Source organism: Streptomyces sp. NPDC001902 (assembly GCF_042891295.1).
GTDB lineage: Bacteria > Actinomycetota > Actinomycetes > Streptomycetales > Streptomycetaceae > Actinacidiphila.
Window position 1 is genome coordinate 114,639 of sequence record NZ_JBIATA010000014.1, and the last position, 14,104, is coordinate 128,742.

The 14,104-nt window shown below is 75.1% G+C and carries 12 protein-coding genes; 10 read left to right on the top strand and 2 right to left on the bottom strand.

Annotated elements, in window-relative coordinates; all coding sequences use genetic code 11:
• Positions 1-142 precede the first annotated feature (142 nt).
• Positions 143-2,716: a valine--tRNA ligase gene (gene valS / locus ACFYYN_RS23150; RefSeq protein ID WP_500547349.1), complete on the bottom strand. Its 2,574-nt coding sequence runs from the start codon at positions 2,714-2,716 to the stop codon at positions 143-145.
• Between the two features lie 106 nt (positions 2,717-2,822).
• Here valS and ACFYYN_RS23155 point away from each other — a divergent pair, with 106 nt between their 5' ends.
• Together ACFYYN_RS23155 and ACFYYN_RS23160 are read left to right on the top strand one after the other, a co-directional pair.
• Positions 2,823-3,302, top strand: a complete 480-nt coding sequence (locus ACFYYN_RS23155) for a MarR family winged helix-turn-helix transcriptional regulator (RefSeq protein ID WP_500547350.1) — start codon at positions 2,823-2,825, stop codon at positions 3,300-3,302.
• 9 nt (positions 3,303-3,311) lie between these two features.
• Positions 3,312-3,767 (top strand): universal stress protein, encoded by a 456-nt coding sequence (locus ACFYYN_RS23160; RefSeq protein WP_500323170.1) that lies wholly within the window; start codon positions 3,312-3,314, stop codon positions 3,765-3,767.
• Between the two features lie 21 nt (positions 3,768-3,788).
• Here ACFYYN_RS23160 and ACFYYN_RS23165 read toward each other — a convergent pair whose 3' ends face one another.
• The gene (locus tag ACFYYN_RS23165) at positions 3,789-4,748 is read right to left on the bottom strand and encodes an NADP-dependent oxidoreductase (protein ID WP_500323169.1); all 960 of its coding nucleotides are present in this window, start codon (positions 4,746-4,748) and stop codon (positions 3,789-3,791) included.
• Between the two features lie 215 nt (positions 4,749-4,963).
• On the opposite strand from ACFYYN_RS23165, the gene trxA reads away from it, so the two are divergent.
• From trxA to ACFYYN_RS23205, 8 genes are all read left to right on the top strand, one after another.
• Complete coding sequence (trxA, locus tag ACFYYN_RS23170; RefSeq protein ID WP_499515391.1) at positions 4,964-5,347, top strand: thioredoxin; 384 nt, start codon at positions 4,964-4,966, stop codon at positions 5,345-5,347.
• A 45-nt stretch (positions 5,348-5,392) separates the two neighbouring features.
• The gene (locus ACFYYN_RS23175; RefSeq protein WP_500547351.1) at positions 5,393-7,051 is read left to right on the top strand and encodes an AMP-binding protein; all 1,659 of its coding nucleotides are present in this window, start codon (positions 5,393-5,395) and stop codon (positions 7,049-7,051) included.
• A 222-nt stretch (positions 7,052-7,273) separates the two neighbouring features.
• Positions 7,274-7,861 carry an endonuclease gene (locus tag ACFYYN_RS23180; protein WP_500547421.1) on the top strand — a complete coding sequence of 196 codons (588 nt, stop codon included), beginning with the start codon at positions 7,274-7,276 and terminating at the stop codon, positions 7,859-7,861.
• Positions 7,862-8,086: 225 nt separating this feature from the next.
• Entirely contained in the window at positions 8,087-9,364 is a 1,278-nt protein-coding gene (gene egtA / locus ACFYYN_RS23185; RefSeq protein ID WP_500360195.1) for an ergothioneine biosynthesis glutamate--cysteine ligase EgtA, read from the top strand.
• The gene (gene egtB, locus ACFYYN_RS23190; protein ID WP_500547352.1) at positions 9,361-10,692 is read left to right on the top strand and encodes an ergothioneine biosynthesis protein EgtB; all 1,332 of its coding nucleotides are present in this window, start codon (positions 9,361-9,363) and stop codon (positions 10,690-10,692) included. The genes egtA and egtB overlap by 4 nt, the downstream gene beginning before the upstream one ends.
• Before the next feature lie 31 nt (positions 10,693-10,723).
• Positions 10,724-11,479 (top strand): ergothioneine biosynthesis protein EgtC, encoded by a 756-nt coding sequence (egtC, locus tag ACFYYN_RS23195; protein WP_500547353.1) that lies wholly within the window; start codon positions 10,724-10,726, stop codon positions 11,477-11,479.
• On the top strand, positions 11,476-12,438 hold the full coding sequence (gene egtD, locus ACFYYN_RS23200; protein WP_500547354.1) for an L-histidine N(alpha)-methyltransferase: 963 nt from the start codon (positions 11,476-11,478) through the stop codon (positions 12,436-12,438). The genes egtC and egtD overlap by 4 nt, the downstream gene beginning before the upstream one ends.
• A gap of 122 nt (positions 12,439-12,560) precedes the next feature.
• Complete coding sequence (locus ACFYYN_RS23205) at positions 12,561-14,102, top strand: FUSC family protein (protein WP_500547355.1); 1,542 nt, start codon at positions 12,561-12,563, stop codon at positions 14,100-14,102.
• The last annotated feature ends 2 nt before the right edge of the window (positions 14,103-14,104 follow it).

Below are 14,104 nucleotides of genomic sequence, written 5' to 3' on the forward strand. Positions count from 1 at the left end.
CCCCGCCCCGGCCGCCAGTCCCCACCGGCCCGTTCCGTCGCTCACCGATCCACCCGCCCCGCACCGCTCACCGGCCCCATGACGGGCGCACCACCGGCTCGGCGCGCGGGCGGGGCGGGCGGGCCCGCCACGTCGCAGGCGTTCAGGGCGAGTCCGGGAGGCGCACCTCGTACGCCAGGGCGTCGCCGGCCGCCGGGACGACTTCCACCGCCGCCGCGCGGGCCGCGGCGCGGACGTCGTCCTCGGTCAGGGCGAGGAGCGCCAGCTGCGGGGCCGGGCCGGTGACGACGAGCCGGGCGACCTCCGCCCGCATCGACAGCCGCGCCTTGGACTTGGCCTTGCGGACCGCGGTGATCGCGTCGCGGGCGGTGGCCAGGACGCGCGGGTCGCCGTCGCCGGCGAGCGCCCGCAGGGCGTCCGCGTCGGGCCATTCGGCGCGGTGGACCGAGCCCTCGCGCCACCACGACCAGACCTCCTCGGTGACGAACGGCAGGAAGGGCGCGAACAGCCGCAGCAGGACCGACAGGGCGGTGGACAGCGTCGTGAGGGCGGAGGTGTCGCCGTCGTACGCGCGGCCCTTGACCAGTTCGACGTAGTCGTCGCAGAAGTCCCAGAAGAAGGACTCCACGCGTTCCAGTGCGCGGGCGTGGTCGAAGTCCTCCAGGGCGTCGGTGGCGGCGCGGACGGTCGACGCGAGGGCCGCGAGGAGGGCGCGGTCCAGCGGCGCGGCGACCGCCGGTGCGGTGCCGTCCACGACCGCGCCGGAGGTGACCGCGCCGGAGGTGACGACGAAGCGGCCGACGTTGAGGACCTTGGTGGCCAGGCGGCGGCCGATCTTCATCTGCCCGGTGTCGAAGGCGGTGTCCGTGCCCGGCCGGGCGGCGGCCGCCCAGTAGCGGACGGCGTCGGAGCCGTGCTGCTCCAGCAGGTCGCCCGGGGTGACCGCCTTGCCCCGGGACTTGGACATCTTCTTGCGGTCCGGGTCGAGGATCCAGCCGGAGATCGCGGCGTGCCGCCACGGCAGGACGCCCTGCTCGGCGTGGGCGCGGACGATGCTGCCGAACAGCCAGGTGCGGATGATCTCGTGGGCCTGCGGCCGCAGGTCCATCGGGAAGACCTTGGCGAACAGTTCGTCGTCGGTGCCCCATCCGGCGGCGATCTGCGGGGTGAGCGACGACGTCGCCCAGGTGTCCATGACGTCCGGGTCGCCGGTGAACCCGCCGGGCGCGCCGCGCTGCTCCTCGCGGTAGCCGTCGGGGACGTCGGTGCCGGGGTCGACGGGCAGCGCCGACTCGTCGGGGACCAGCGGCCTGCCGTGGACGGGCTCGCCGGCCTCGTCGAGCGGGTACCAGACGGGGACGGGGACGCCGAAGTACCGCTGGCGGCTGATCAGCCAGTCGCCGTTGAGCCCTTCGACCCAGCTCTCGTAGCGGACGCGCATGTGCTCCGGGTGCCAGCGCAGTTCGCGGCCCCGCTCCAGCAGCCGGTCGCGCAGGGCCTCGTCGCGGCCGCCGTTGCGCAGGTACCACTGGCGGGTGGTGACGATCTCCAGCGGCCGGTCGCCCTTCTCGTAGAACTTGACGGCGTGGACGACCGGTTCGGGCTCGCCCTCCAGGTCGCCGCGCTCGCGCAGCATCCCCACCAGCCGCTCGCGGCCGGTGTGCGCGGTGGCGCCGGCCAGCTCTCCGTACGCCTCACGGGCCTGCGCCGTTCGCAGGGCGGCCGGCGGCGCGGACAGGAAGCGTCCGTCGCGGCCGAGGACCGGGCGGGTGGGCAGCCGCAGTTCGCGCCACCAGGTGACGTCGGTGGTGTCGCCGAAGGTGCAGATCATGGCGATGCCGGTGCCCTTGTCCGGGTCGGCGAGCCGGTGGGCGTGGACGGGGACCTCGACGCCGAAGACCGGGGTCGTGACGCTCGTGCCGATCAGCTCCCGGTAACGCTCGTCGTCGGGGTGCGCGACCAGGGCGACGCAGGCGGGGAGGAGTTCCGGCCGGGTGGTGGCGACGACGACCCGGCCGCCGCCGGGGCGGTGGAAGGCCAGCCGGTGGTAGGCGCCGGGCCGTTCGCGGTCCTCCAGCTCCGCCTGGGCGACGGCGGTGCGGAAGGTGGTGTCCCACAGGGTGGGTGCCTCGGCCGAGTAGGCCTCGCCGCGCGCCAGGTTGCGCAGGAAGGCGCGCTGGGAGGCAGCGCGCGAACGGGCGCCGACGGTCTGGTACGTGAGCGTCCAGTCGACCGACAGGCCCAGGCGGCGCCAGAGTTGCTCGAAGGCCTTCTCGTCCTCGGCGGTGAGCGCCTCGCACAGTTCGATGAAGTTCCGCCGCGAGACGGACTGCTGGTGACTGCCGGGGCGCTCGGGCGGGGTGAAGCCGGGGTCGTACGGGAGCGAGGGGTCGCAGCGGACCCCGTGGTGGTTCTGGACCCGGCGCTCGGTGGGCAGGCCGTTGTCGTCCCAGCCCATGGGGTAGAAGACGGTCTGCCCGCGCATGCGCCGGTAGCGGGCGACGGTGTCGGTGTGGGTGTACGAGAAGACGTGGCCGATGTGGAGCGATCCGCTGGCCGTGGGCGGCGGGGTGTCGATGGAGAAGATCTCCTCGCGCGGCCGCGACCGGTCGAAGCGGTGTACGCCCGACTCGTCCCAGCGCCGCGACCATTTCGCTTCGAGCCCGTCGAGGGAGGGCTTGCCGGGGACGTCGTGGGGACGGGACGGGAGGTTCATGCCGTCCCATGGTAGGCAGGCGGGCCCCCGCGGCCGAACGATTTACCCGCCGGATCGTTCGTGTCACCGATGATTCGGTAACGGACCTTTTTGCTAGGCTCGGACCATGGGTCCCACGGTTTCCGCGCCCGACTTCACCGGGCTGCTGCAGTACGCCAGCCACGCCATGACGAACCGGCTGGCGGCGGCGCTGGCCGAGGTCGGGCTCACCCCCCGCGGGTACTGCGTGCTGCTGCACGCGCTCCCCGGGGAGCTGACGCAGGCTCAACTGGCCGAGGTCTCCCAGCAGGACAAGACCACGATGGTGGTCACCATGGACGAGCTGGAGCGGGCCGGCCTCGCCGAGCGGCACCCCTCCCCCACGGACCGCCGGGCCCGCATCATCACCGTCACCGAAGCGGGCCGGGAGCTCGTCGCCCTCGGCAGGGAGATCACCGCCCGCGTCCACGGCGACCTGCTGGCGGCCCTTCCCCAGGACGAACGGGCGGTCTTCACCTCCGCGCTGCAGCGGCTGGTGGACGGCCATCTCGCCGCGGGCGCGGATTCCCCGCGTCCGGTACGGCGCGCGCGGCAGTCCCGCAAGTAGGCTCGGAACGTGAGCGACAAGGCGGCTTTCGAGCGGGGCACGGACGGTCCCAAGGTGATCGTGGCGGGACTGGACGGATCGGAGTCGTCGTGGCGCGCCGCGGCGTACGCGGCGGGGCTGGCGCGGCGCCAGAGGGCGCTGCTGGCGATCGTGTACGTGCAGCCGGTCCTGGCGGCGGGGGCCGCCTTCGGCGCCCCGGTCGCGGAGGCGACCGCCGAGATCGCCGACGAGCTCAAGGCGGAGATAGAGAAGGCCGCTTCACGCTTCCAGTCGGTGTCCAGTCTGCGCTGGGAGTTCCACACCTTCACGGGCGACCCGTTCAGCGGGCTGTCCCAGGCCTCCGACGAGCTCAAGGCCGACGCGGTCGTGGTCGGCGCCTCCGAGAAGGCCGGGCACCGGATCGTGGGCTCGGTGGCGGTGCGGCTGGTCAAGGCGGGCCGCTGGCCGGTGACGGTCGTCCCGTAGGCCCTCGCCCGCCTTGGGCGGTCAGGCCCCGTCGGCGACGTGGATGACGACCTTGCCGCGGCGGTGCTCGTGCTCCAGCGCCTCGTAGGCGGCGCGGGTCTCGGCGAGCGGCACCACGCGGTCGACCCGCGGGGTGAGCTTGCCGCCGTCGATGAGCCGGGAGACCGCCTCCAGGCCCGTCCGGTCCGGCTCGACGACGAAGAAGACGCCGCGGGCGCCGTGCGCGCGGGCGCTCTCCTCGTCCGGCGGGGACACGATGCTCACCAGCAGCCCGCCGGGGCGCAGCACCGACCAGGAGCGGTCCTGCGTGGCGCCGCCGACGGCGTCGAAGACGACGTCCACGTCCGCCACCTCGTCCTCGAAGCGGCTGCCGGCGTAGTCGACGACCCGCTCCGCGCCCAGTCCGGCGACGAATCCCGCGTCGCGCGCGGCGGCGGTCGCCGTGACCCGCGCGCCGAGCGCGGCGGCGATCTGGACGGCGAAGGAGCCGACGCCTCCCGCCGCGCCGTGGACCAGCACGTGCCGGCCCGGGGTGACCCCTGCGTGCCGGGCGAGCGCCTGCCAGACGGTGAGCGCGGCGAGCGGGACCGAGGCGGCCGTGTCGTGGTCGAGACGCCGGGGCTTGGCGGCCAGGATGCCCGCGGGGAGGGTGACGAACTCGGCAGCGGCACCGTCGTGGACGAAGGGGATCAGTGCGTAGACGGCGTCCCCGACCCTCGGGGTGATCACCCCGGGGCCCACCCCGGCGACCACGCCGGAGACCTCGTGCGAGGGGATCGTGGGGGTGCGGTCGCGGCCCGAGCCGTCGAAGCTGTCGGTCCAGGTCGCGTCCCAGCCGAGCTCCCCGGCCGTCACGGAGGCCGCCCGCACCGCCACCAGCGCCTCACCCGCGTCCGGCTCGGGGCGGGGCACGGTCTCGTAGCGGAGCTGTTCGGGCCCGCCGCGCCGATGCGCCCGTACGGCGTGCATCGTCGTCACCATCGGCCGCTCCCGTGGGTCGCCCCCGCGTCTGACCGGCGGGGGCGACGGACGTCCCCGCTCCCTCCAGCATCCGGCCCCGCCCGGCTCCCGGCATCCCGTTCCGTGGGGCGACGGGGGGACGCGCCGGGAGGGCGGCGTTCGGAATAGCGCAGCGCTGCCCTCGGTTACGGTCAGTGGGTCCCGACCGACGGCACCCGGAAGCAGGTAAGGGAAGCATGAGCACTGTTGAGCTCACCAAGGACAACTTCGACGAGGTCGTGGGCAACAACGACTTCGTCCTGATCGACTTCTGGGCGTCCTGGTGCGGCCCGTGCCGGATGTTCGCCCCCGTCTACGAGTCGGCCGCGGAGAAGAACACCGACCTCGTGTTCGGCAAGGTCGACACGGAGGCGCAGCCCGAGCTGGCCGCCGCGTTCCAGATCCAGTCCATCCCGACGCTGATGATCATCCGCGACAAGGTGGCCATCTTCTCCCAGCCTGGCGCGCTGCCCGCACCCGCGTTCGAGGACCTGATCAAGCAGGCCCGTGACCTGGACATGGACGAGGTCCGCAAGTCCATCGCCGAACAGGGCGCGGACCAGGAGGCCCCGAAGGCCTGACATCTGACGAGGCGTCAGCTATGGTGCGGCCGTATGGGGCGCACCATGGCGGAGCTTGTCGAGGGCCAGTGGGGCGACCGGCGCCACGGCCTGCTGTACGGGGAGCGCAGGCTCAGCCGCCATGACGTGGCGGCCGCTTCCGCCGCCCGCGCCGCGCTCCTGGCCGACCTGCTGCCGCACGGCGCCGAGCCGCACGTCGGGGTGCTCCTGGGCAACGTCCCGGAGTTCCCGCTGTGGCTCGGCGCCGCGGCGTGTGCGGGGGCCGCCGTGGTGGGGGTCAACCCGACCCGGCGCGGTGCGGAACTGGCCCGGGACATCACGCACACCGAGTGCGCGCTGCTGGTCACCGAGCGCGCGCACCTGCCCTTGCTGCGCGGTCTCGCGCTCCCCCTCCCCCGGGAGCGGATCCTGGTCGTGGACGACCCGGCGTACGCGGCGCTGCTGCGCCCGTACGAGGACGCCGGTCCGCCGCGCGGCGGCCGGATACGCCCCGGTTCCCGGCTCCTGCTCTACTTCACCTCCGGCTCGACCGGCGCCCCCAAGGCCGTGGTCGTCTCCCAGGGCAGGCTCGCCGACGCGGGAGCCTCCCTCAGCGGCTTCCTGGGCCTCGGACCGGACGACGTCCACTACCTGTGCATGCCGCTCTTCCACGGCAACGCCGTGATGGCCGGCTGGGCACCCGCCCTCGCGGGCGGCGGCGCGGTCGCGCTGCGCCGGTCCTTCTCCGCCTCCCGCTTCCTGCCGGACGTACGCGCCTACGGGGCCACGTACTTCACCTACGTCGGGCGGGCCGTGCAGTACCTGCTCGCCACCCCCGAGCGCCCCGACGACCGCGACCACGGCCTGCGCCGGGGCTTCGGCACCGAGGCCGGGGCGGTCGACGCGGCCCGGTTCGCGGAGCGCTTCGGCGTGCCCCTCACCGAGGGGTACGGCTCCTCCGAAGGCGGGGCCGCCATCCAGCGCTCCCCCGGCACGCCGCCCGGCGCGGTCGGGCGCGCCGCTCCCGGAGCCGACCTCGCCGTGGTGGACCCGGCGACCGGCGCCGAGCGGCCCCGCGCGGTCCTCGACGCGGCGGGCCGGCTGCTCAACGGCGACGAGGCGATCGGCGAGCTCGTCAACCGCGGGCCCTCCCGCTTCGAGGGGTACTGGCGCAACCCCGAGGCGGTCGCCGCGCGCACCCGCGACGGCTGGTACTGGACCGGCGACCTCTTCTTCCGGGACACCGAGGGCTGGTTCCACTTCGCGGGCCGCGCCGACGACCGGCTGCGCGTGGACGGCGAGAACCTCGCCGCCGCCGTCGTGGAGAACGTCCTGGCCCGCTTCCCCGCCGCCGCGGCCGTCGCCGTGTACGCAGTCCCCGACCCCGTCTCGGGCGACCAGGTGATGGCGGCCCTGGCCCTCCGCGAGGGCGCCGCCTTCGACCCCGGCGCCTTCGCCGCGTTCCTGGCGGCGCAGGCGGACCTCGGCACGAAGTCGGCCCCCCGCTTCGTACGGGTCGTGCCGCGCATGCCGGTCACCGCCACCAACAAGGTGCGGCGCGCCGCCCTGCGCAGTGAGGGCTTCCGCTGCCCCGACCCCGTGTGGTGGTCCCCGCCCGGCGAGGGACCCTGCGGCGCGGCGTACCGCCGCTTCACCGCCGCGGACCTCGCCCCGCTGCTGGAGCGCTACCGCACCCAGGACCGCGCCGGGCTCCTGGACCGCTGAGCCCACCGCCCGGACCCGCACCCTCGGGCAGCCGTTTCATGCCGGTCCGTCCGGGAACACGCACCCCATGCGCCACGACCAGCTCCGGCCGCCGCGCCGGGCACCGCGCACGGGAACGGGCCCGACGTGACCGCCGGCCGGAGTACGGAGAACGCCCGGGACGTGCGGGACGCCCGGGCGACGGTGCGGGCGCTGCTGGCGGCGCACGGCGAGACGTACGCCATGGAGGCGGGCATCCGGTTGCGCGACACCCCGCAGCCGCTCTACCAGTTGCTCGTCCTCGCGATGCTGCTCGGTGCCCGCATCCGCACGCGGACGGCGATCGCCGCGGCCCGCGCCCTGTTCGCGGCGGGGCTGCGCAACCCCGCCGCGACGGCCGGCGCGACCTGGCAGCGGAGACGGGACGTGCTGGACGAGGGCGGCTACCGCCGGTACGACGAGCGGACCGCGACCCGGCTCGGCGACGCGGCGCAGTTGCTGCTGGACCGGTACGACGGCGACCTGCGCAAGGCCCGCGCGGCGGCCGACGGGGACGCGGAGCGGCTGTGCCGGCTGCTGCGGGAGGTACCCGGCATCGGCCCGGTCGGGGCGGGCTTCTTCCTGCGGGAGGTGCAGGCGGTGTGGCCGGAATTCGCCCCCGCCTTCGACGGGAAGGTGCTCCAGGGTGCGCAGCGGCTGGAGCTCCCCGGCACGGCCGCCGAGCTGGCGGAGCTGGTCCCGGAGGGCGAGGAGGCCGTCCTGGCCGCGGCGCTGGTGCGCGCCGCGGTGGACCGGAAGATCGTCGGGGAGGTCCTGACATCCACGCTCTGACCTGCACAGACGCGCTCTGGAGATGCGGGCCGCCAGGTCGCGGTCCACGCTTGATTCGGACCGGACGGCAGGGGCTGCCCTCGACTCGGTGTCATCTGCCGTCCCTCGGCCGTTCGTCCGGGGCGCTCTTGAGCGGCCCGCACCGAAGGGCTTAGGTGGTACGGACACCGCCCGGCCGTGGCCGGGCGGGACACGGAAAGCCGCCTTCGACGGGAGGTCCCGGCCATGCCCGGCACCAGCCAGCGGATGGAGACATCCGAACCGATCACCGAGACAGCAGCGGAGGAACACATCCAGGGCATCTGTTTCAAGACCGGCCCGCCGCGCCGCATAGGCGTGGAACTGGAATGGTTCCTTCACGACCCGCACGACCCGGCCCGCCCGGTGGGCCGCGCACGGCTCGGCGCCGCCGTCGCCGCACTGCACGACCTGTACCTCCGCTCCCGGCTCACGACCGAGCCCGGCGGCCAGCTGGAGCTGAGCTCGCTGCCCGCCCCCTCACTCACCGCGTGCGTCAACGCCGCGGCCGCCGACCTCCACTCCGTACGCCACCGGCTCCGCCGGGAGGGCCTGGCCCTGGCGGGCCACGGCCACGACCCCTGGCGCCGGCCCCGCAGGCTGCTGGACGAGCCCCGGTACGCGGCGATGGAGACGTACTTCGACCGCTCAGGACCCGCGGGCCGGTCCATGATGTGCTCCACGGCCTCCGTCCAGGTCTGCCTGGACTCGGGTACGGAGGAGCCGGGCCCCTTCGGGCTCGGCAGACGCTGGCTGCTGGCGCACCTGCTGGGCGCGGTCCTGGTCGCGGCGTTCGCCAACTCGCCGCTCAGCGCGGGCCGTCCGACCGGCTGGCGGTCCACGCGGCAGGCGGTGTGGGCCGCCCTGGACCCGGGGCGCACCCTCGCCCCGCCCACCGGGGCCGACCCGCGGACGGCCTGGACCGCCTACGCCCTGGACGCCCCGGTGCTGTGCATCCGCGGCGACCAGGCACCCTGGGCGGTGCCCGACGGGCTCACCTTCCGCGACTGGATCCGTGACGGGTCGTACCGGCCTCCCACCGCCGCCGACCTGGACTACCACCTGTCGACGCTGTTCCCGCCGGTGCGGCCACGCGGCTACCTGGAACTGCGCATGATCGACGCGCAGTCGGGGCGGGACGGCTGGATCGTGCCGCTGGCCGTGGCCGTGGCGCTCTTCGACGACGCCGCCGCCTCCGAGGTCGCCTACCGGGCGGTGAAGCCGCTCGCCGACGCGGCGGGCCGGGACCCGGCGCCGCGCAACCCGCTGTGGCGGCGCGCCGCCCGCCACGGCCTGGCCGACCCCGAACTCCACGCCACCGCCATGACCTGCTTCGCCGCCGCCCGTGAGGCCCTGCCCCGGCTCGGTGCGGACCAGGCCGTGCAGCAGGCGGTGGACGACTTCACCGAGCGCTACGTCCAGCGTGGCCGCTGTCCCGCCGACGACATGCTCGACGCCTTCCTACGCAAGGAGAGCCGCACGTGACCGCACCCGCGCTCGACCCCGAGACCCTGCGCCGGCGGGCGCTGGACGCCCTGACCACCGCGCGCGACCGCACCCGGGCGCTCACCACCTGCGTCGACGACCACGAACTCGCCGCGCAGCACTCCCCGTTGATGTCGCCCCTGGTCTGGGACCTGGCCCACATCGGCAACCAGGAGGAGCAGTGGCTGCTGCGGAACGTCGGCGGCCGTGAGGCCCTGCGCCCCGACATCGACCCGATCTACGACGCCTTCGAGCACCCGCGCTCGGAACGGCCCACGCTGCCGCTGCTGCCGCCCGCGGAGGCGCACGCGTACGCGGCCGAGGTCCGCGGGCGCGTGCTGGACATCCTGGAGCGGGCACCGCTGCACGGCACGCCGCTGACCGATGCGGCCTTCGCCTTCGGCATGATCGCCCAGCACGAACAGCAGCACGACGAGACGATGCTGATCACCCATCAGCTGCGCCGCGGCCCGGCGGCACTGACCGCGCCCCCGCCGCCGCCCGCACCCGCGGACGCGGCGCTGCTGCCGGCCGAGGTCCTGGTCCCCGGCGGTCCGTTCACCATGGGCACCTCGGCCGAGCCGTGGGCGCTGGACAACGAACGTCCCTCGCACGTGCGCGAGGTGGCGCCGTTCTTCATCGACACCGTGCCGGTGAGCAACGGCGCGTACCTCGCCTTCATCGAGGACGGCGGCTACGGGGACGAGCGCTGGTGGACCCCGGCCGGCTGGGCGCACGTCCGCGAGCACGGGCTGTCCGCGCCGCTGTTCTGGCAGCGGGAGGGCGGTACGTGGCTGCGCCGCCGCTTCGGGGTGACCGAGCCGGTGCCGCGCGAGGAGCCCGTGCTGCACGTGTGCTGGTACGAGGCCGACGCGTACGCCCGCTGGGCAGGACGCCGGCTGCCCACCGAGACGGAGTGGGAGAAGGCCGCCCGGCACGACCCGGGGAGCGGCCGCTCCCGCCGCTACCCGTGGGGCGACGCCGACCCCGGCCCGGAGCACGCCAACCTCGGACAGCGGCACCTGCGGCCGGCCCCGGTGGGCAGCTACCCGGCCGGCGCCTCGCCGCTGGGCGTACGGCAGCTGGTCGGCGACGTGTGGGAGTGGACGGCGAGCGACTTCCTGCCCTACCCGGGCTTCGCCCCGTTCCCGTACAAGGAGTACTCGGAGGTCTTCTTCGGCCCCGACCACAAGGTGCTGCGCGGCGGTTCGTTCGCCGTGGACCAGGTGGCCTGCCGGGGCACGTTCCGCAACTGGGACTACCCGATCCGGCGGCAGATCTTCTCCGGTTTCCGCACCGCCCGCGACGCCCGCCCGGAGCAGGTGTGAGCGCCGCCCCGAGCAGACGGGGGCGCGGCTGATGTGCCGGCACCTGGCGTACGTCGGGCCGCCCGTCGCGCTCCGTGAACTCGTCATCGACCCGCCGCACTCGCTGTACCGCCAGTCGTGGGCGCCGCGCCGGCAGAAGTACGGCACGGTCAACGCCGACGGCTTCGGGCTCGGCTGGTACGCGGACGGGGATCCGCTGCCCGCGCGCTACCGGCGCTCCGGGCCGGTGTGGGACGACCCGTCCTTCGCCGACGTGTGCCGGGTGACGCGCTCCGGAGCGCTGCTCGGCGCGGTCCGCGACATCACGGAGGGCTCGGTGGCCGACGAGTCCGCCGCCGCGCCGTACACGGCGGGCCCCTGGCTGTTCAGCCACAACGGCGCGCTGCGCGGCTGGCCGCACTCGGTCGCCGAGGCGGCCCGCACGCTGCCCCCCGAGGAGCTGCTGACCTTGGAGGCGCGCTGCGACTCCGCCCTGGCCTGGGCGCTGACCCTGCACCGGCTGCGCGCCGGCGCCGCGGCGGACGAGGCGCTCGCCGACACCGTCGGCCGGCTGGCCGCACTGACCCCCGACTCACGGCTCAACTTCCTGCTGACCGACGGCCGGGCGATCGCCGGTACCGCCTGGGGCGACACGCTCTGGTACCTGGACACGCCCGGCCGCTCCCTCGTCGTGGCCTCCGAACCGTACGACGACAGTCCGCGCTGGACCGAGGTCCCCGACCGCCACCTGCTGTACGGCGATCCCACCGAGGTCCTGCTGATCCCGCTCAAGGAGCCGCACCTGTGAGCCCGTTCACCCTCACCCGCACCCTGCCCGCCGACGCCACCGCGGCCGCGCTGCGCGCCGACGTGGCGCACGGGCTGACCCGCAGCCCCAAGCAGCTCCCGCCCAAGTGGTTCTACGACGCCCGCGGCAGCGAGCTGTTCGAGGAGATCACCCGGCTGCCCGAGTACTACCCGACCCGCGCCGAACGCGAGATCCTGCACGCGAGGGCGCCGGAGATCGCCAAGGCGACCGGCGCCCGCACCCTCGTCGAACTGGGCTCCGGCTCCTCGGAGAAGACCCGGCTGCTCATCGGCGCGCTGGGCGCACCGCTGACGTACGTGCCGATCGACGTCAGCGAGTCCGCGCTCAGGGGGGCCGGCGACGCCTTGCTCGCCGACCACCGGGAGCTGACCGTGCACGCGCTCGTCGCCGACTTCCAGCACGGCCTGACCCTCCCCGGGACTCCCGGGCCGCGGCTGGTCGCCTTCCTCGGCGGCACGATCGGCAACCTGCTGCCGCAGGAGCGGGCCCGTTTCCTCTCCTCGGTCCGGGCCCTGCTCTCCCAGGGCGACGCGCTGCTGCTCGGCACCGACCTGGTCAAGGACGAGGCGACGCTGGTGGCGGCGTACGACGACGCGCAGGGGGTCACGGCCGCCTTCAACAAGAACGTCCTGTCGGTCATCGACCGCGAGCTCGGCGCGGACTTCCACCCGGACGACTTCGACCACCTCGCCGTGTGGGACCGCGAGCAGGAGTGGATCGAGATGCGTCTGCGGGCGCGCGCGGACGTGACCGTGAAGGTCCCCGCGCTCGACCTGTCCGTGGACTTCGCCCGCGGCGAGGAGATGCGCACCGAGGTCTCCGCCAAGTTCCGCGAGGAGGGGGTGCGCGCCGAGCTGGCCGCCGCCGGTCTCGCCCTGCGGCACTGGTGGACGGGCGCCGAGGGGCGGTTCGCGCTGTCGCTGGCGTTCCCCGCCTGATCCGCGCGGGTCCGCGGTGGCCGGTCCCGGAACGGGGCCGGCCACCGCGTTCGTCCCCGGTCCGTCCGGGCCGGTCGTCCGGGACATCTTTCACGAGTAAAACATCTGCTAAGCTTTCTCGTATGCCCGGTTTCCCCCTCCCCGTCCGCGGCGCCTTCCGGCTCCGCTCCGTCCAGGACCTCTGGCACCGCCGGGCCCTCAGCGTCGTCGTCGCCGTGGGCCTGGTCGAGGTGACGCTGCTGGCCCTGGGGCGGCTGGACCTGGTGCTGTACGCCGCCGGCGGCGGCCTGTGCGCCCTGTACGCGCACGGGCTGCCCTTCGCCGCCCGGGCCCGGACGCTCGCCCTGGTCGTCCTGGGCATGGCCGCCGGGGCCGGGGTGGCGCTGACCACCGCCGCGCTGACCGAGTCGACGCCGGTCCGGGTGGCGGTGGCCGCCCTGCTCGCGGCGGTGCACAAGGTGGTGTGCGACGCGACACGGATCGGGCCGCCCGGGAACGTGATCTTCACCTTCGTGGCGGCGAGCGCGGCCTTCGTCCCGCAGACCCTCGGGCAGGTGCCCGCACACACCGGGCTGGTGCTGCTCGGCGGGGCCGTCGCCTGGCTGGTGTGCATGGCCCCGGTGCTCGTGCGGCCGCACGCCCCCGAGCGCACCGCCGTCGCGCGGGCCCTGGAGGTCCGGGCCCGCGCGCTGACCGACGGGGGCACCCCCGGCAGCCGGCACGAGGCCACCCTCGCGGTGCACACCGCCTGGCACACCCTGCGGGCGGCCCGGACCACCGTCCATCTGGTGGGCCTGGAGCGGCTGCTGGCACGCGCCGAGGCCGCCGAGCCGGCCGACGCCGACCGGCTCACCGAGTGGGCCCGCGCCCTGCGCCGTACCCGTACCCTGCCGGACCCCGGCCCCGCCGCGCGCACCCCCGCCCCTTCCGTCGGCACCCGGACCGGCCGGGCGGGGCGGCTCCGCCACCCCGGCCTGCGGCACCTGCTCCCCCTCGGGCTGCGCGTCCTGCTGGGCAGCGCCCTGGCGGGGTGGGGATCGATGGCCCTGGGCGTGGACCGGCCGTACTGGGCCGTGGTGACCGCCGCGGCCGTCTTCGCGGCCAACACCACCCTGTCGTGGCACCGCGCTCTGCAGCGGGTGCTCGGCAACCTCCTGGGCGTGCTGCTGTTCACCGTCCTGGTGCCGTTCACGGCCACCGGGGCCGTGGCCCTCATCGTGACCGCGCTGGCCTGCAATGTCGCGGCCGAGGCGACCATCGCGCGCAACTACTGGATCGCCAGCGCTTTCGTGACGCCCATGGCCATGATCATGACCGAGTTCGCGGGCGCGCAGCCCGCCGGCCGGCTGGTGGCCGACCGCTGGCTGGACACCCTCGTCGGCGCCGCCGCCGGGCTGCTCGCCTGCTTCGCCGTGCCGAACCGCCGGGCGGGCCACCGGGCGGGCGCCGCGCTGCGGCGCCTGGAGCACGAGCTCGCCGCGCCCGCCGCCCGCGAGGCCCGGCTCGTGGCCGCCCTCCTGGAGCTGCGCGAGGCCGCCGACACCGCCTCCGGCGAGTGGTGGAGCCGGGCCCTGCCCGAGCGCCGGATCGCCGCCGCGGAGGACCGCGGCCACCTGATGCTGGCAGGTCGGCGCGGGGACGGCCGGTCCGTCACCGTGCCGTGACG